Source organism: Mycobacterium sp. 852002-10029_SCH5224772, from assembly GCF_001667315.1.
In the GTDB taxonomy this organism is placed as follows: domain Bacteria; phylum Actinomycetota; class Actinomycetes; order Mycobacteriales; family Mycobacteriaceae; genus Mycobacterium.
Window position 1 is genome coordinate 1 of the sequence record NZ_LZHT01000049.1, and the last position, 17,222, is coordinate 17,222.

General features: G+C 66.2%; 17 protein-coding genes and 2 pseudogenes. 7 read left to right on the forward strand and 12 right to left on the reverse strand.

Features of this window, described 5'->3' with window-relative positions; genetic code table 11:
• Positions 1 to 264 (forward strand): annotated as a pseudogene (locus tag A5775_RS10775) (peptidase C40); the annotation flags it as partial.
• Here A5775_RS10775 and A5775_RS10780 read toward each other — a convergent pair.
• From A5775_RS10780 to A5775_RS10790, 3 genes and pseudogenes are all read right to left on the reverse strand, one after another.
• Positions 242 to 544 (reverse strand): annotated as a pseudogene (locus A5775_RS10780) (peptidase C40); the annotation flags it as partial. The pseudogenes A5775_RS10775 and A5775_RS10780 sit on opposite strands and share 23 nt — an antisense overlap.
• A 10-nt stretch (positions 545 to 554) precedes the next feature.
• Positions 555 to 1,994: an NlpC/P60 family peptidoglycan endopeptidase RipA gene (gene ripA, locus A5775_RS10785; RefSeq protein ID WP_067251726.1), complete on the reverse strand. Its 1,440-nt coding sequence runs from the start codon at positions 1,992 to 1,994 to the stop codon at positions 555 to 557.
• Positions 1,995 to 2,234: 240 nt separating this feature from the next.
• Positions 2,235 to 2,807 carry a DUF6676 family protein gene (locus tag A5775_RS10790; RefSeq protein ID WP_067251729.1) on the reverse strand — a complete coding sequence of 191 codons (573 nt, stop codon included), beginning with the start codon at positions 2,805 to 2,807 and terminating at the stop codon, positions 2,235 to 2,237.
• Between the two features lie 314 nt (positions 2,808 to 3,121).
• Between A5775_RS10790 and A5775_RS10795 the strand changes: the two genes are divergently transcribed.
• Both A5775_RS10795 and A5775_RS10800 read left to right on the forward strand, forming a co-directional pair.
• The gene (locus A5775_RS10795; protein ID WP_067251732.1) at positions 3,122 to 5,935 is read left to right on the forward strand and encodes an aconitate hydratase; all 2,814 of its coding nucleotides are present in this window, start codon (positions 3,122 to 3,124) and stop codon (positions 5,933 to 5,935) included.
• Between the two features lie 21 nt (positions 5,936 to 5,956).
• On the forward strand, positions 5,957 to 6,562 hold the full coding sequence (locus A5775_RS10800; RefSeq protein ID WP_067251734.1) for a TetR/AcrR family transcriptional regulator: 606 nt from the start codon (positions 5,957 to 5,959) through the stop codon (positions 6,560 to 6,562).
• A gap of 13 nt (positions 6,563 to 6,575) precedes the next feature.
• Here A5775_RS10800 and A5775_RS10805 read toward each other — a convergent pair whose 3' ends face one another.
• From A5775_RS10805 to trxA, 4 genes are all read right to left on the reverse strand, one after another.
• The gene (locus tag A5775_RS10805) at positions 6,576 to 6,785 is read right to left on the reverse strand and encodes a helix-turn-helix domain-containing protein (RefSeq protein WP_369827819.1); all 210 of its coding nucleotides are present in this window, start codon (positions 6,783 to 6,785) and stop codon (positions 6,576 to 6,578) included.
• A 111-nt stretch (positions 6,786 to 6,896) separates the two neighbouring features.
• Positions 6,897 to 8,534 (reverse strand): ABC-F family ATP-binding cassette domain-containing protein, encoded by a 1,638-nt coding sequence (locus A5775_RS10810; protein WP_067251738.1) that lies wholly within the window; start codon positions 8,532 to 8,534, stop codon positions 6,897 to 6,899.
• Positions 8,535 to 8,561: 27 nt separating this feature from the next.
• Complete coding sequence (locus A5775_RS10815) at positions 8,562 to 9,371, reverse strand: enoyl-CoA hydratase (RefSeq protein WP_067251741.1); 810 nt, start codon at positions 9,369 to 9,371, stop codon at positions 8,562 to 8,564.
• A gap of 43 nt (positions 9,372 to 9,414) precedes the next feature.
• Complete coding sequence (gene trxA, locus A5775_RS10820) at positions 9,415 to 9,768, reverse strand: thioredoxin (protein WP_067251744.1); 354 nt, start codon at positions 9,766 to 9,768, stop codon at positions 9,415 to 9,417.
• A gap of 144 nt (positions 9,769 to 9,912) precedes the next feature.
• Here trxA and A5775_RS10825 point away from each other — a divergent pair, with 144 nt between their 5' ends.
• From A5775_RS10825 to A5775_RS10835, 3 genes are all read left to right on the forward strand, one after another.
• On the forward strand, positions 9,913 to 11,742 hold the full coding sequence (locus tag A5775_RS10825; protein WP_067251747.1) for an acyl-CoA dehydrogenase: 1,830 nt from the start codon (positions 9,913 to 9,915) through the stop codon (positions 11,740 to 11,742).
• A 74-nt stretch (positions 11,743 to 11,816) separates the two neighbouring features.
• The gene (locus A5775_RS26230) at positions 11,817 to 12,608 is read left to right on the forward strand and encodes a DUF5666 domain-containing protein (protein ID WP_067251749.1); all 792 of its coding nucleotides are present in this window, start codon (positions 11,817 to 11,819) and stop codon (positions 12,606 to 12,608) included.
• Positions 12,609 to 12,734: 126 nt separating this feature from the next.
• Positions 12,735 to 13,466: a DUF5666 domain-containing protein gene (locus A5775_RS10835; protein ID WP_067251763.1), complete on the forward strand. Its 732-nt coding sequence runs from the start codon at positions 12,735 to 12,737 to the stop codon at positions 13,464 to 13,466.
• Between the two features lie 32 nt (positions 13,467 to 13,498).
• On the opposite strand, the gene A5775_RS10840 is transcribed toward A5775_RS10835, so the two are convergent.
• From A5775_RS10840 to A5775_RS10860, 5 genes are all read right to left on the reverse strand, one after another.
• Complete coding sequence (locus tag A5775_RS10840) at positions 13,499 to 13,924, reverse strand: cupin domain-containing protein (protein WP_067251751.1); 426 nt, start codon at positions 13,922 to 13,924, stop codon at positions 13,499 to 13,501.
• 17 nt (positions 13,925 to 13,941) lie between these two features.
• Complete coding sequence (locus tag A5775_RS10845; RefSeq protein ID WP_067251754.1) at positions 13,942 to 14,694, reverse strand: SDR family oxidoreductase; 753 nt, start codon at positions 14,692 to 14,694, stop codon at positions 13,942 to 13,944.
• A gap of 36 nt (positions 14,695 to 14,730) precedes the next feature.
• Positions 14,731 to 15,159: a Rid family hydrolase gene (locus tag A5775_RS10850; protein ID WP_067251756.1), complete on the reverse strand. Its 429-nt coding sequence runs from the start codon at positions 15,157 to 15,159 to the stop codon at positions 14,731 to 14,733.
• Between the two features lie 118 nt (positions 15,160 to 15,277).
• Positions 15,278 to 15,808 carry a cupin domain-containing protein gene (locus A5775_RS10855; protein WP_231995145.1) on the reverse strand — a complete coding sequence of 177 codons (531 nt, stop codon included), beginning with the start codon at positions 15,806 to 15,808 and terminating at the stop codon, positions 15,278 to 15,280.
• A gap of 16 nt (positions 15,809 to 15,824) precedes the next feature.
• Positions 15,825 to 16,595 (reverse strand): SDR family NAD(P)-dependent oxidoreductase, encoded by a 771-nt coding sequence (locus A5775_RS10860; protein ID WP_067251761.1) that lies wholly within the window; start codon positions 16,593 to 16,595, stop codon positions 15,825 to 15,827.
• Positions 16,596 to 16,809: 214 nt separating this feature from the next.
• On the opposite strand from A5775_RS10860, the gene A5775_RS25355 reads away from it, so the two are divergent.
• Positions 16,810 to 17,112 carry a hypothetical protein gene (locus A5775_RS25355; RefSeq protein ID WP_197512508.1) on the forward strand — a complete coding sequence of 101 codons (303 nt, stop codon included), beginning with the start codon at positions 16,810 to 16,812 and terminating at the stop codon, positions 17,110 to 17,112.
• The last annotated feature ends 110 nt before the right edge of the window (positions 17,113 to 17,222 follow it).

Here is a 17,222-nt window from a genome sequence, read left to right on the forward strand (position 1 = left end):
TTCAACTTGGGCAAGCAGTTCCTGGGCGGGCTCGGGATCAACATCGGCGGCGATCCGGCTCCCAGCGCGGCAGCCCCCTCCAATCCCGGCGGCAAGATCCCGCGGGTCTACGGTCGGCAGGCCATCGAGTACGTGATCAAGCGCATGGGGTCGCAGATGGGCGTGCCCTACTCGTGGGGCGGTGGCTCGCTGGACGGCCCCAGCAAGGGCGTCGGCGACGGCGCCAACATCACCGGCTTCGACTGCTCGGGGCTGCCGCGCTGGGAGCCGGATCGCCGCCGATGTTGATCCCGAGCCCGCCCAGGAACTGCTTGCCCAAGTTGAACGTGGTCTGGGTGGCCTGGGCGGTGGCCTGCAGCGACGCGTTCGCGACGGCGAGCGGATCCCCCGGGGCGCCGGCGCTGATCTGGGCCGGCAGGGTGGGATCCCACCCGCCGGGGTCGGCCGTGGCCAGCGGAGCCGGGCCGGCCGCAGAAAGCATCAGCCCGGTCACCACGGCGGTGATCCAGGCGAAGGTGGTGAGACGAAACCGCTTGCGGCGCATGGCTCCTCGTTCAGTATTCGATGTATCGGACCACGTAGGGGGTCATGCCGCTGGTGCGCACCGGGGCGACGCGGACCTTCAACCCGATGTCGGGAGCCTCGAGCATCTGGCCGTCACCGAGGTAGATCGTCACGTGCTGGCTGCCGCCCGGGCCGTAGAAGATGACGTCGCCGCGGCGCATCTGCGAGGACGGGATCTTGCGGCCCAGGTTGTACTGCGAGCCCGAGTAGTGCGGCAGCTTGATGCCCACCCCGGCGAACGAGTACAGGACCAGCCCCGAACAGTCGAAGCCGGTGATGCCCGCCCCGGAGTCGATTCCCTTGCTCGGACCGGCCGCGTTGCCGCCGCCCCAGGAGTAGGGCACGCCGATCTGCGACATGCCGCGACGGATCACGTACTCGGACGCCTGACGCCCATAGACACGCGGGATCCGGCCCCCGGCCCCACCCGGCGCGGCGTTGGTGATGCCGGTGTCGTCGGGCTTGAGGATGCCGATCTGCTGCAGGAAGTTGCGGCCGAGACCGGCGGTGACCTGCGTCGAGGTGGCCGAGATGCCCAGCACCTGGTTGATCACCGCGATCGGGTCGCCGGGAATGTTGGCGCTCGGGATCATCGGCAGGGTGGGGTCCCACGCGCCGTCCCACTGGCGGGCCCCGGCCGACGGCGCCGCCACACCGGGCGCTCCCGTCTCCCACCGGTCACCCGATGCCGAAGCCCCGCCCGTTGACCCTTGCCGCGCGGCGGCCTCACGCTTGGCCGCCTCGAGCTTGGCCTGCGCCTGGTTGCGCTCGGCGGCCAGGCGCATCATGTCCTCGCGCTGCTCGTCGAACTTCTGCCTGGAGTTGGTCAGCGCCGCCACGGCGGCGTCCTGGCTGGACTTCGCGTCGGCGGCGGCCTTCTCGGCGTTCTGCTTGGCCAGCCGTGCCGCCGATTCCTTGTTCACCTGCTCGGTGCGGGCCTTCTGGAGCTTGGCCATCACGGTCTGCGAACTCGCGGTCAGGTTCTTGGCGGCGGCCTCGGTCGCGATGATGTCGTCGGGGCTGCTGGCGGTCAGGTAGCTGCTCGACGGCCCATTCATATACGCGGCGGCGGCGAAGGTGTTGAAGCGCCGCTGGGCCCCGGCGATCGCCGCGTTGGCGTCCTTGACCGCCTGCTGGCTGCCCTCGAGATCGTGTTGGGCGGTGGCCGCGTTGTCCCGGGCGGTCTCCACGTCGACGAGGGCCTTGTTGACGCTTTCCTGCTCGGTCTGAATTTCGGCGCTGAGGTTCTGCAGCCGCTGGTTGGCCTTGGCGACGTTCGCGATCAGCCCGGCGAGATTGTCGGCGGCGGGATCGCCCTGCGCCAGGCCCGGGGTGCACACCAGTAGGGCCACGCTCAACACCGATGGCACGACGGGCCGCATCAGCCTTGCGGCCGGCCGCGCGGAAGACCCCCAGCGTGTGCGTCTCATTCGACTCAGGTCTCCTACGGCTCGACGCGACGGGTGGCGCCGGCCACAGCGTTCTCGTAAGGCGCCAAAGACAACACCAGCATCATTTGCACCGTACGTCACATGGGTGGGCGTGCAAACGCTCCACCGAAATCGCACTCTCTACGTGCGTTTAATGTGACCGAACGGTGACCTGGCCCGTTTGCCCTGGCAGGGGCGCGGAATCGGTCAACCGAACCCGGAAGAAACGAAGACGAGTTGTCAGGCCCCGGTATTGGCCTCGGCATCATCGGGCGCCGCGGCGTCTTCCGTTGTTGCTGCGCGCTTGCTGCGCAGCTGCATCAACCGGGTACCGACGGCCGCCGCGAAGACCCCGATCAGCAGGAAGATCGTCAGGCCGGTCCAGGGGAACTCGGGCGTGTCGAGCTCGTGCAGGAAATGCTGCGCCGACACCACGGGATTGCCGGTCTTGGCGATGTCCTCGCCGGCCTCGAGGGTGACGCGCGGGTACTGCGTGCTGTAGCTGCCGACGTAGCTCGGGCTCAGCGTCAACACGGTGGCGTCGTGGTAGTCGGCGCCGACCACGGTCGAGATATCGCGCAACGGCGTGTCGTTCGGGGGGTTGTGGTCGAGCAGCACGATCTTGAGGTTGATGCCCTCGGCGTGCGCCTGGTTGACCACCTCGAGGAGCCCGGGCATGGCCGCCGGCGGCGCGCTGACTCCGGTGGCCGCGACCTGAGCCTTGACCATCGTGATGTCGACGTCCACCGGAATGTAGGCGGGGAGCACGGGAACCGTTTGCGGCAACGGCCCGAAAGAATCTTGCCCGGTCATTGGGTTCCTCCTGCGGTAGTGCTAGAGGCAACGTACGCGACGTCACCGCACCGCATCGCGCGGCACCCGCCACGCCGGAGCCACTTCCCCGCGACGCGTAAACCGCACACCCGACACGCCGGTGGCGGTGGCCCTGCGCTACATCTCGACGAGATTCGGGCGCGCGCGGAGGTTTAACCGGCGGCCGCCGCGACAAGTCTCAAGCCAGGACTGGCTTCGTAATGCAGGACAACCGTACTGTTAAAGTTGCATGATTGTTTGGACCCGCCGACACCAGCCCCGCCGGCGGGAGAACTAAATCCTTGGGAGTTGAAGTGACTGATTCTGTGAACTCATTCGGAGCCCGCAACACCCTCGAGGTCGGCGACAAGAGTTACCAGATCTATCGCCTCGACGCCGTCCCCAATACCGAGAAGCTGCCCTACAGCCTCAAAGTGCTGGCCGAGAACCTGCTGCGCAACGAGGACGGCAGCAACATCACCAAAGACCACATCGAAGCCATCGCGAACTGGGATCCCAAGGCGGAACCCAGCATTGAGATCCAGTACACCCCGGCCCGCGTCGTGATGCAGGACTTCACCGGCGTGCCGTGCATCGTCGACCTGGCCACCATGCGCGAAGCCATCGGCGAGCTCGGCGGCAACCCCGAGAAGGTCAACCCGCTCGCGCCCGCCGACCTGGTGATCGATCACTCGGTGATCGCCGACCTGTTCGGCACCGCCGACTCCTTCGAGCGCAACGTCGAGATCGAGTACCAGCGCAACGGGGAGCGCTACCAGTTCCTGCGCTGGGGGCAGGGCGCATTCCAGGACTTCAAGGTGGTCCCCCCGGGCACCGGCATCGTGCACCAGGTCAACATCGAGTACCTGGCCAGCGTCGTGATGAGTCGCGACGGGGTGGCCTACCCCGACACCTGTGTGGGGACCGACTCGCACACCACGATGGTCAACGGCCTCGGCGTGCTCGGCTGGGGCGTGGGCGGCATCGAGGCCGAGGCCGCGATGCTCGGCCAGCCGGTGTCGATGCTCATCCCTCGCGTGGTCGGATTCAAGCTGACCGGCGAGATCCAGCCCGGCGTGACCGCGACCGACGTCGTGCTGACCGTGACCGAGATGCTGCGCAAGCACGGTGTGGTCGGTAAGTTCGTCGAGTTCTACGGCGAGGGCGTGGCCGAGGTGCCGCTGGCCAACCGCGCCACCCTGGGCAACATGAGCCCCGAATTCGGTTCCACCGCAGCCATTTTCCCGGTCGACGAGGAGACCATCTCCTACCTGCGCTTCACCGGGCGTAAGGATGAGCAGCTGGAGCTGGTCGAGGCCTACGCCAAGGAACAGGGCATGTGGCACGACCCGAAGCAGGAGCCCGAGTACTCGGAATACATCGAACTCGACCTGTCCGACGTGGTGCCGTCCATCGCCGGGCCCAAGCGCCCGCAGGACCGAATTGTGTTGTCGGAAGCCAAGTCCACCTTCCGCGAGCAGATCCCCAACTACGTCGGCGACCAAGACGGCCACCAGGGGTACTCGAAGCTCGACGAATCGGTCGACGAGTCGTTCCCCGCCAGCGACCCGAGTTCACCGACGAACGGCCACGCGGACGACATGCCCGAGGCGAAGTCGGCCGCCGCCCACGCCTCCGGCCGGCCCAGTAACCCGGTGACAGTGAAATCCGACGAGTTCGGCGAGTTCGTGCTCGATCACGGCGCGGTGGTCATCGCCGCGGTCACGTCGTGCACCAACACCTCCAACCCCGAGGTGATGCTGGGCGCCGCGCTGCTGGCGCGCAACGCCGTCGAAAAGGGGCTGGCGTCCAAGCCGTGGGTGAAAACCACCATGGCGCCTGGCTCCCAGGTGGTCAACGACTACTACAACAAGGCCGGCCTGTGGCCGTATCTGGAGAAGCTCGGCTTCTATCTGGTCGGCTATGGCTGCACCACCTGCATCGGCAACTCCGGCCCGCTGCCCGACGAAATCTCGAAGGCCATCAACGACAACGACCTGTCGGTGACCGCGGTGCTGTCCGGCAACCGCAACTTCGAGGGCCGCATCAACCCGGACGTCAAGATGAACTACCTGGCGTCGCCGCCGCTGGTGGTGGCCTACGCGCTCGCCGGCACCATGGACTTCGACTTCGACGAGGAGCCGCTCGGCCAGGACAAGGAAGGCAATGACGTCTTCCTGAAAGACATCTGGCCGTCGCAGCAGGACGTCTCCGACACCATCGCCTCGGCGATCAACCAGGAGATGTTCACCAAGAACTACGCCGACGTGTTCAAGGGTGACGAGCGGTGGCGCAACCTGCCCACGCCGAGCGGCAACACCTTTGAGTGGGATTCGGATTCGACGTACGTGCGCAAACCCCCCTACTTCGAGGGCATGCCCGCCGAGCCGGAGCCGGTCGCCGACATCACCGGCGCGCGAGTGCTGGCGCTGCTCGGCGATTCGGTCACCACCGACCACATCTCCCCCGCCAGCAGCATCAAGCCGGGCACCCCGGCCGCGCAGTATCTCGACGACCACGGCGTGGAACGCAAGGACTACAACTCCTTTGGCTCCCGGCGCGGCAACCACGAGGTGATGATCCGCGGCACGTTCGCCAACATCCGGCTGCGCAACCTGCTGCTCGACGACGTGTCCGGTGGCTACACCCGCGACTTCACCCAGGATGGCGCCCCGCAGGCGTTCATCTACGACGCGGCGCAAAACTATGCGGCACAAGACATTCCGCTGGTGGTGCTGGGCGGCAAGGAGTACGGGTCGGGCTCGTCACGCGACTGGGCGGCCAAGGGAACCCGGCTGCTGGGCGTGCGTGCGGTGATCGCCGAGTCGTTCGAGCGGATCCACCGGTCCAACCTGATCGGCATGGGCGTGATCCCGTTGCAGTTCCCGGACGGCAAGTCGGCCGAGGATCTGGGGCTGGACGGCACCGAGGTGTTCGACATCACCGGCATCGAAGAGCTCAACAACGGCAAGACGCCGAAGACGGTGAAGGTCAAGGCAAGCAAGGATGGTTCGGACGCCATCGAATTCGACGCGGTGGTGCGCATCGACACCCCCGGTGAGGCCGACTACTACCGCAACGGCGGCATCCTGCAGTACGTGCTGCGCAACATGCTCAAGTCGGACTAGCCCACACCGGCCGGCCACCCCGTGCCCAAGGTAAGCGAGGACCATCTGGCGGCACGCCGCCGCCAGATCCTCGACGGCGCCCGCCACTGCTTTGCCGAATTCGGCTACGACAAAGCCACGGTGCGCCGGCTGGAGAAGGCGATCGGGATGTCGCGCGGCGCGATCTTCCACCATTTCCGGGACAAGGACGCGCTGTTTTTCGCCCTCGCCCACGAGGACGCCGCGCGGATGGCCGACGTGGCCTCCCGCGCGGGACTGATCCAGGTGATGCGGGACATGCTGGCCGCGCCCGACCAGTTCGACTGGCTGGCCACCAGATTGGAGATCGCCCGCAAGCTGCGCAACGACCCCGCGTTCAGCCGCGGCTGGGCGGAGCGTTCGGCCGAGCTGGCGGCGGCGACCACCGATCGGCTGCGCAGGCAGACTGAGGCGCAGCGGGTGCGCGACGACGTGCCCGGCGACGTTTTGCAGTGCTATCTGGAGTTGGTGCTCGACGGCCTGGTGGCCCGGTTGGCGTCCGGCGAGGATCCGCGGCGGCTGGCCTCGGTGCTGGACCTGGTGGAGAACTCGTTGCGGCGCAACGATTCTCTACGCGAGAGTAGCGGCACTGCGAGCAAGGGGACGTGATTTCGCAGTGCCGCTACGCCCGCGCGGCCTTCGCGGTCCGGTTGGGGCCGCCGCGGCCGCGCATCGTGGTACCCGACTCCCGCAGCAGGCTGTGAATCGACCCGTACGACCTGCCGGTCGTGGCCACCAGACTGCGGATACTGGCCCCGCCTTCGTAGGCGTGACGTAGCTCGTCCAACAACTGGCCGCGCGCCTTGGCCGACCTTTGCACTGTTCTTCTCATGGCTCCTCCGACGCCGGGACACGACCGCAAGCACCTAGAGTAAGAAGCCGCCGTCGGCCGCGGGCGGATTTCGCCGAATCGCCTGTGACCACATGCCGCAGGCTCCTCAAGTCAGGCGAGCTCGATGAGATCCCGGTATTCGTCGGACCAGAAGTCCTCGGTGCCGTCGGGGAGCAGCACCACCCGCTGCGGGTCGAGGGCCTCGGCGGCGCCGGGATCGTGCGTCACCAGCACCACCGCCCCCTGATAGCTGCGCAGCGCATCGAGCACCTGCTCGCGCGACGCCGGATCGAGGTTGTTCGTCGGCTCGTCGAGCAACAAGACGTTGGCGGTCGACGCCACCAGACCGGCCAGCGCCAGCCGGGTTTTCTCACCGCCGGACAGGGTGCCCGCCGGTTGGTCGAGCTGCGGGCCGCTGAACATGAACGCGCCCAGCAGGCCCCGCAAATCCTGCTCGCCCGAATCCGGTGCGGCGTGGCGGATGTTCTCCCAGACGCTGACGTCGTTGTCGAGCGTGTCGTGCTCCTGCGCGAAATAGCCGATCCGCAAGCCGTGTCCGGGCTCAAGCCCCCCGGTGTCGGGGGCCTCGGTGCCGGCCAACAGTCGCAGCAATGTGGTCTTGCCGGCGCCGTTGAGCCCCAGCACCACCACCCGCGAGCCGCGGTCGATCGCCAGGTCGACACCGGTGAACACTTCCAGCGATCCGTAGGACTTGCTCAGCCCCTTGGCGACCAGCGGTGTGCGCCCGCACGCGGCCGGTGTCGGGAACTTGATGCGGGCCACCTTGTCGGCGACCCGCTCCGCGTCGAGGGCGGCCATCATCCGGTCGGCGCGGCGCAACATGTTTTGCGCGGCAACGGCTTTGGTGGCTTTGGCGCCCAGCTTCGCTGCCTGGGTGCGCAGCGCGGCGGCCTTGCGTTCGGCGTTCGTGCGCTCCCGGCGGCGACGCTGCTCGTCGGTCGCGCGGGCATCGAGGTACTTCTGCCATCCCATGTTGTAGACGTCGGCCTCGCCGCGCACGGCGTCCAAAAACCACACCCGGTTGACGACGTCGGCGAGCAATTCGACGTTGTGGCTGATGATCACCAGCCCGCCGGTGTGGGCCCGCAGGAAATCCCGCAACCAGCCGACGGAATCCGCGTCCAAGTGGTTGGTGGGCTCGTCGAGGAGCAGCGTGGTCTCCGAGCCCGAGGTTCCCGCTCCGCCGTCGGCGGCGGCGAACAAGATGCGCGCCAGTTCCACCCGGCGGCGCTGCCCGCCGGACAGGGTGCGCAGCTGCTGCGTCAGCACCCGTTCCGGCAAGCCGAGACTGGCGCAGATGCGGCTGGCTTCGCTCTCCGCGCCGTAGCCGCCCAGGGCCACGAAACGCTCCTCGAGCTGCCCGTACCGACGGATCGCGCGGTCGCGGGCGTCGTCGTCGGCGACCTCGGCCATCAACGCCTGCTGCTTTTCCAGGTCGGTGAGCAAGACGTCCAGCCCGCGGGCCGACAGGACCCGGTCGCGGGCCAGCACATCGAGGTCGCCCTCTTTGGGATCCTGTGGCAGATAACCGATTTCGCCCGTGCGGATGATCGACCCGGCATACGGCTCGGTCTCCCCCGCTAGGATGCGCAGGGTGGTGGTCTTGCCCGCGCCGTTGCGGCCGACGAGACCGATGCGGTCGCCGGGCTGGATCCGCAGGTCGGGGCCGTCGGGTGAGAGCAGGATGCGCGCGCCAGCGCGGACCTCGAGGTCCGTGGCCGTGATCACGATCGCTCTCCTGAGTTGAAAAGACGGCTATTTGTCGTCGGTGAATACCGCTGGTCGTCGTTCTGCGCGCGCGGCAACCGCTTCTTCGAAGTTGGCGGTGAGCAGGCGGACGAAAAGCTGTCCCAAGCCTTCGGCTTGCATGTGCCCTTCCAGGCTACCGGCGTCCAGTCCACTCCACAGCGTGCGCTTGGTCAACTCGATGCCTGGCCGCGAGAACGCCGCCATCCGCGCGGCGATGGCGTAGCAGGTGTCCAGCAGCTGCTCCTCGGGCACCTGACAGGACACCAGCCCGATGCGCTCGGCCTCCTCCGCGGTGACGTCGCGACCGGTCAGCATGATCTCGAACGCGCGCGACGACCCGATGGCCCGCGGCAGCAGGTAGGACAGGCCCAGTTCGCTGGCCGTCAGCCCGTTGTTGATGCCGGCGGCGCGAAAATACGCGCTGGTGGAGGCCACCCGGATGTCGGCGGCCAGGGCCAGGCACAGCCCCCCGCCGATGGCGGGGCCGTTGACCGCGGCGATCACCGGTTGGTGCAGCCGGCGCAGGCCCAGGATGACCTCGTCGAGAATCTCCATGGAGCGCAGGGCATAGGTAGGCCGGGTCAGCCCCTCGACGTTGGGCACCGAGCCCGCGGACTTGTGGTCGGCGCCCGAGGAAAAGCCCCGGCCGGCGCCGGTCAGCACGACCACGCGCACCGCGTTGTCGTATCTGACCTTCTCCAGCGCCTCCTTGAGGGGCACCATGACGTCGAACGCCATGGAGTTCATCCGCTCGGGTCGGTTGAGGGTTATCAGCGCGACACCGGGCCGCGGGTGGTCCACCAGTACCAAACTCACCCATGCAACCTAGCGCGTGGCCGGCAGCAGCGCGGTGTGGCGCTTATTCGGCCGGTCCGGCCTCGGCGGCGTCGATATCGAACGCCCGCACCTGGGCGACCAGGTCCTCCAAAGCCGCCGGCGGGAGCGCCCCGGGCTGGTTGAACAGCAGTTTGCCCTTCTTGAAGGCCATCAGCGTGGGGATGGACCGAATCTGGGCGGCCGCGGCGAGCTGTTGTTCGGCCTCGGTGTCGACCTTGGCGTGCACGATGTCGGGATGTTTGTCCGACGACGCCTGGAAAGTGGGACCGAACTGGAGGCACGGACCACACCAGGACGCCCAGAAGTCGACGAGCACGATGTCGTTGCCCTCGATGGTTTCGTTGAACTTCTCAGCGGTGAGATCAAGTGTTGTCACATTGCCGGTAACGCCCGGCGCCGGCGTGGTGTTCCCGCCCCGCAACGCCGCAGCCCGCTCTGGTTACGGTTGCGTACGTTTTCCCGCGTCCGACAGACTGTGGCTGACCATCCGCCGCCTCAGAGGACCAGTGAGGGAATCGCGTTGGGCCACTACATCGCTAACGTCCGTGATCTCGAGTTCAACCTCTTCGAAGTCCTCGATATCGGAGCCGTCCTGGGCACCGGAGAATACAGCGAACTCGACGAGGAGACGGTCCGAACAATCTTGGCCGAGGCCGCTCGCCTTGCCGAAGGTCCGGTGGCGGAATCCTTCGCCTTCGCCGACCGCAATCCGCCGGTATTCGACCCGGCCGAACACACCATCACGGTGCCCGACGAGTTGGCCAAGACGGTGGCGGCGCTCAAGGAGGCCGGCTGGTGGCGGCTGGGCATGGCCGAAGAGATCGGCGGCATGCCCGCGCCGCCGCCGTTGGCGTGGGCGGTCAACGAGATGCTCATCTGCGCCAATCCGTCGGCGAATTTCTTCTGCCTGGGCCCGTTCATGTCTCAGGCGTTGTACGTCGAGGGCAACGAGCAGCAGCGCCAATGGGCCGCCCAAGGTGTGGAGCGGGGCTGGGCGGCGACCATGGTGCTCACCGAGCCCGACGCGGGATCCGACGTCGGCGCGGGCCGCGCCAAAGCCATCGAACAACCCGACGGCACCTGGCACATCGAGGGCGTCAAGCGTTTCATCTCCGGCGGCGACGTGGGCGATACCGCCGAGAACATCTTCCACCTGGTGCTGGCGCGCCCCGAAGGCGCCGGCCCGGGCACCAAGGGGCTGAGCCTGTTCTACGTGCCCAACTTCCTGTTCGACCCGGACACCTTCGAACTCGGCCCCCGCAACGGGGTTTACGTCACCGGGGTGGAACACAAGATGGGCATCAAGTCCTCCCCCACGTGCGAATTGACTTTCGGCGCAACGGATGTGCCCGCCGTCGGCTACCTGGTCGGCGACGTGCACCGGGGTATCGCGCAGATGTTCACCGTAATCGAGCAGGCGCGCATGACAATTGGCGTCAAAGCCGCCGGCACGCTGTCCACGGGCTACCTGAACGCGCTGGCCTTCGCCAAGGAACGGGTGCAAGGCGCGGACCTGACCCAGATGTCCGACAAGACCGCCCCGCGGGTCACCATCATCCACCACCCCGACGTGCGCCGCAGCCTGATGACCCAGAAGGCTTACGCCGAGGGCCTGCGGGCGCTCTACATGTATGCCGCCGCGCATCAGGATGACGCAGTGGCCCAACGTGTTTCGGGTGCCGATCACGAGATGGCGCACCGAATCGACGATCTACTGCTGCCCATCGTCAAGGGGGTGAGCTCGGAGCGGGCGTATGAGGTGCTGACCGAATCGCTGCAGACGCTGGGCGGTTCCGGCTTCCTGGCCGACTACCCGCTCGAGCAGTACATCCGTGATTCCAAGATCGACTCGCTCTACGAGGGCACCACCGCCATCCAGGCGCTCGACTTCTTCTTCCGCAAGATCGTGCGTGATCGGGGTCAGGCCCTGCAGTTTTTGACGACTCAGATCGCGGCGAGCATCGATGAGTGCGACGAGGCCCTCAAGCCGGTCGCGCAACTCCTGCAGACCGCGTACGACGACGTAACGGCGATGACGGGTGCGCTGACCGGATACCTGATGTCCGCGGCCCAGCAGCCCACCGACATCTACAAGGTGGGACTGGGATCGGTGCGCTATCTGCTTGCGGTCGGCGATCTGCTGATCGGCTGGAGATTGCTGGTGCACGCCGGCGTCGCGCACCGTGCGCTGACCGATGGTGCGGCGGGACACGACGAACCGTTCTATCGGGGCAAGGTCGCGACGGCCGAGTTCTTCGCCAAGAACATGCTTCCGAAGCTGACCGCCCTGCGCGGAATCATCGAGGCCATCGACGACGAGATCATGAAGGTGCCCGAAGAGGCGTTCTGAAAATCCACAGGTTACGCACAGTTCAAATGGGTAAACCATGACCTTCGCTCTCACCGACGAATGGAGAAACGTTGATGTCTGCCAGCTGTGCCGTGCCCCGGCTCACGCGCTTCGCGGTATTCGCGGTCGCGGGGGCCACCGCCTTGTCCCTGTCCGCCTGCGGGTCCTCGAACAAATCCAGCTCCACCTCCACCTCGACCTCGACGTCGACCTCCACCGTGACCTCGGCGGCCCCCTCGTCCACCACACCCAACGCCGAAGCTAAGGTCAAGGGCCTGATCGCGTCGGTCGCGGGCAACTCCATCCAGGTCATTAAGGAAGACAACGCCACCGCCGCGGTGAACTTCACCTCGACCACCAAAATCACCGAAGCCGTTCCGGCCGGCCTGCCCGACGTCACCCAGGGCAGCTGCGTCAGCGTGAAGCCCACCGAGGGATCCGCGCCCGGGCAACCGGTCACGGCCGCGAAGGTCAAGATCAGCGAATCCGTCAACGGCGTCTGCCCCAAACCGCACGAGTCCACACCCGGCGGCGCCAGCAGCACGCCGCCGCCCGGCTCATCCTCGCCGGCGCCCGCCAAGCCGGCCTGGGTGCGGGGCTCCGTTGCGTCGGTTTCGGGTAACACCATCAACCTGACCGGCACGGATGCCAGCGGGAACACCACGCAGACGACCGTGACGGTCGACGACAAGACCAAATACACCAAGCAGACGGCCGCGAACACCGACGCGATCGCGCCGGGCAAGTGCCTCTCCGCGCGCGGAACCATGGACAACGGCGGCGCGCTGCAGGCAACGAGCATCAAGCTGCGACAGGCCGTCGACGGCAAATGCGGCAAGCCCAAGCAGCCCGGCCAGGGTGGATGACCCCGGCTCGAGCCGCCTGAGATTGCCGTCACTCCCGGCGGGCGCGGGTGAAAACCGCGCTCGCCGGGGGTAATTGGCCACGACGGCGAAACATGCGATGGAGAAGAGTCTGTGCGTGCCGCTTCGTTGAAACCCGGGCCGACGCAGATCGCGATCGGCGCGGTGATCGCCTTCATCGCGTTGTGCGTAGCCATGTGCAGCTCCTCGCACGACACGTCGAGCACCAGCGCGCCACCTGCCGTCACGGCCGTCCCGCCCAGCGCGGCGCCGAGCGCGGTGCCGCCGCCGGGGCCCCCACCGCCGCCGGTCGGCAAGGACTACGTCGAGGGCATGGTCCAGTCGGTGTCGGGCGGCACGATCGCGCTGCGGACGCGGACCGGCTCTGCGACAGTGGATTACACGCCCGAGACGAGGGTCGTGGAGGCCACCCCGGCGAAGCTGACCGATGTGACGCCCGGCAGTTGCGTAAATGTTCGCGCCACGCCGCAGAGCGCGCCAACCCCCGGGGCGATCACCGCGCAGTTGGTGACGGTCACCGCGTCCGCGGACGGCAAGTGCCCGCCGCCGGCCGGGTTCTACGGCACGGTCGCCTCGGTGTCGGGCAACACCATCGCCGTCACCGGTCTGGGCCCCGGCGGTCCGGGCGCGCCCACCACCGTGACCGTCGCCGACTCGACCTCATATCTCAGGCAGACGCCGTCGGATGCGCAAGCGATCACGAACGGTAAATGCCTGGGGGCGAACGGAACGCAGGACGGCGGCGTCCTACACGCGATGCTGATCAGCCTGCAGACGTGCCCACCCATGGGACACCCGCACCACCACCTGCATCTGCCCCACCTGCCGTTCCACTTTTAGTGGCGATCGCCAGCGCGGCGAAGCCGGGCGCCTCAGGTGCGGGCCGGCCAACTTTTGAGGCGCAACCCCTTTCGCGCCTCAAGTTCCTCTTCGGTAACCCACTCGCGCAGCGGTTGACCCGGCAAGCACAGCATTGTGAGGACGAAGCTACAAGGAATGTCAGTGCGGTTGTTAGCGTCCTGATAGTGGATCACGTCGCCGCCGGGCCCCCAGAACGCGTCTCCTGCGCGTAGGACGCGTGGCGCTTCACCCTCGAGCTCGAACAACATCTCACCGGCGATCAGGTAACCGAACCCCGGCCCGCCGGGAAGGCGATGTGGCGGGTATCCAGGGGCGCCCGGCGGATGGGTGATGAGAATGGTCATCACCTGGGCACCTACAGGAATCGACGGCGCCCGTACTTCCTGCAGCACCTTTATTGTTGATTTCGGTTCGGAGTCGTTCGTACCCAACAACATTCGCTATCTTACTTGGGCTACGAAACCGAACATGCGTCGATCCAGTCGGAGTATCGATTACTGAAGATGGTCGCGTTCTCGTCGGGGGCGAGGGTGTGATCGTCGATCACCGCACCGAAGTATGGCGCCCGGGCGTCGGTCACGACCTGACGTTGATCACCATTGGCGGCAAGGGCCGTGCGGACAAAATCGTCCATTCCCATTGCTTCGGGCCCAGCGATCTCCGTCACTCCGTTGATAGGGGGTCCGACCGCCGCGCGGGCCACGGCGGTGGCGACATCGTCGGCGGCGATAGGACGGAACAGCGCGTGTGGCAACCTGACAATGTCTCCGTCTGTCGCGGAATCGGCCAACCCAATCGCGAACTCGTAGAACGGAGTTGCCCGCACGATCGAGTAGGGCCGGCCCGAATTCCTGATCAGGTTCTCCTGAGCTGCTTTCGCGGTGTTGTAGCCGCTATCCGGCATGACCTGCGCGCCCACTACGGACAACGCGACATGGTGTTTGACTCCCGCTTCCTGTTCAGCACAGAGCAGATTCGCGGTCGCGGTCGTGAAGAAGTGCATCACCGGTTCATCGTCGAACAAGGGTGAATCGGCGACGTCGACCAGGACATCCGCACCGGCGACGGCGTTGGCGAGGCCTTCGCCGGTGAGTGAATCGACACCTGACCGGCGTGAGGCGATGACCACCTCGTGTCCCTGCGCGCTGAGCTTGCTCGCTACTTTCGAGCCGATAAGCCCACGACCGCCGATGACCACGATCTTCATGATGAACCTTTCAAGGTTGCGCGTGACGGTCTTGGTCTACTTGCTGCTGAATCCGGCGATGGCGACGACCTCGATTTCGACGCGCTGGCCGGGCAGTGCGAGCGCCTCGACGCCCAGCGCGGTCCACAGCGGCTGCCGTTCACCGAGCCGCTTGCGGAACTGGTCCACCATCACCGACATGTGTTGATTACCAATGGAATCGTCGGCGGTGGGGACATGGTAGGAGTGGACGTTCACCACGTCGCCCCAGCTGGCGCCCGCCTCAGCGAGGGTCTTTTCGATGTTGTCGCACGCCTTAACGATCTCCTCCTCCAGGGATGTGACCGACAAGGTGAAATCTGCGTCCCAGCCGCCCTGGCCGGAGATCTCGATGCGATCGCCGATGCGCAGAGCTTGGCGGTAGTGGTTGCGGGTGCGGGCAATCTCGCCGTACCCGGGTGTATCGAAGAATTCGGGCTTAGACATGCGGGGGGTTTCCTTTCGTCGTTGTCTGTCGGAGCCGTGGCTGATGCAATCGATGTGCCGCCGGGAGAAGCGCTTTCATAGGCGGCGCCGGCGATTCGACCGCGTCGACCCCGCACTATCAAAGAGGCTCACCGGGGAATTTCACGTCGAAGCGTTTGCAGAGTTCGGGAACACTGTCGACATCCATCTCCAGGTCGTACCGGGCGCAGAGCTCGTCTAGCTTCTCCGCCGAGATCTTGGCCACACCGCCGAAGTCGGTGAGCTCGTCGAAGAACTGCTCAAATCCTGCGGGAGAAATGATCTCGAGGATGCGCGCGGGCTCATCGCCCGCGTTCCAGAACGTATGCCATTGGCCTCGTGGCTTGAAGATGAAGTCGGCGGGTCCGCCGTAGAGCACTTCATCGCCGAGCAAAGCGCCTACGCGTCCCTCGATGATCCAGCTGTACTCATCTTCGTTGTGGTGGCGATGAAGCGGTGCGGCCAGCGCTCGCGGCGACATCGGATGCTCGAGCACCGAGAAGCGCCCTTCCGCATCAAGCTTGTCGAGGATGTGGCGGACACCGATCGTGCCTTGGAAAACCGACTTGCCTTCGGTGCGCCCCACAGACCTAGCTGCCGGGCCGCCCGGCCTCAAGATGTCTTTGGTCATTGCAATCTCCACCTGGTTAGTTACGGCCGGCCATGACGCCGCCGTCGATGTTGAGGATTGTGCCGGTGACCCAGCTGGCCTGGTCGGAGAGCAAATAGATGACGGCGTTGGCGACGTCGGCGGGGGTGCCGACTCGTCCTAGTGGATGAAATGGCGCGAACGTCTCTAGCGTGGCGTCGATCTCGTCCTTCGGGACCCATCGCTCGAGAGCGGGGGTTTCCACGGCGGCCGGGGCCACCGCGTTGACGCGAATCTTGTGCCCGGCAAGCTCGATCGCCAAGTTGTGGGTGAGAGCATGCAGCCCGGCCTTTTGCATGGAGTGCCCAACCGATGGGGTTCGGCCGATGGCCTGATGTGCCCACATACTGCCGATGCTGACGATGGAGCCACCGTCGCCGCGGGAGACCATGCCCGCAACGACGGTCTGCGTCAGGAAGAACAAGGCGTAGTTGAGCTCCATGTATGAGTCGTAGAACTGCTGGTCGTACTCCAGAAATGGCTTCGGGATGAAGAATCCGGCCGCGTTGACAAGCAGTGTCGCGTCGTTGTGCTGCTCGGCAAGCGCGCGCTGCACATCGGCGACGGCAGCGCGATCCGCCAGGTCGGCGGCAATGCCCCAGGATTGGCCACGCCGGATCGTCAGCTCCGCGACGGTCTCATCAACCCGGGCTTTCGAGCGTCCGACGATCACCGCGCTGCCGCCGTGGTCGACGACGTCGAGCGCGACCTGCCGTCCCATGCCGGCACTGCCACCGACAACGACGACCTTCTTGGCCTCAAAATGCATACTCGGGGTCCCTTCCAAGTTCTCCCGACGGGCTTCCCCTGGACCGTCGTTTCCCATACCGATGACTCGTGACGCACGAAGGTGGTGCGCCCCGAAGAACGGGTGACGATCCCCCGGTTCTGCTCGTACTGAGACTGCGGCCAGGCGGGGCGAGCTGTCATCACCCCAACCATCTATTCACCCGGGTGATCTCGGCGACGCCATGAACCGAAGCGTGGATGGAGCGCTGATCTACACCGTCTTGAGAACGACCACCATTACCCCGATCGTCACCGAAGTGGCCGCTCACATCGGCACCCACGCCGACGCTGTCGTATCCGGTAGCCGCACACAGGTTTTCGTCACCGGAACGCCGGAGTTCAGCCACAACGGTCGATCATCTTCTCACCCGGGTGAATATGCTCCGAAGGTGACGACATTTCACCCGGTCTGGCGGCATCGTTTGTGGGCGGCTGCGTCGTCGTCCGTACATCCGTCTAAGCGCTTCGCAGCCCCGCAACCGGGAGGTCAAAAGTGAAAAGTCATAATTCGCACGGATCGGTGGCGTCCGTTGTGATCGTGGGAAGCGGTTTCACCGGATTCACCTGCGCCCGTCGTCTGGCCCGGATTCTGCGCCGACGGAACGCA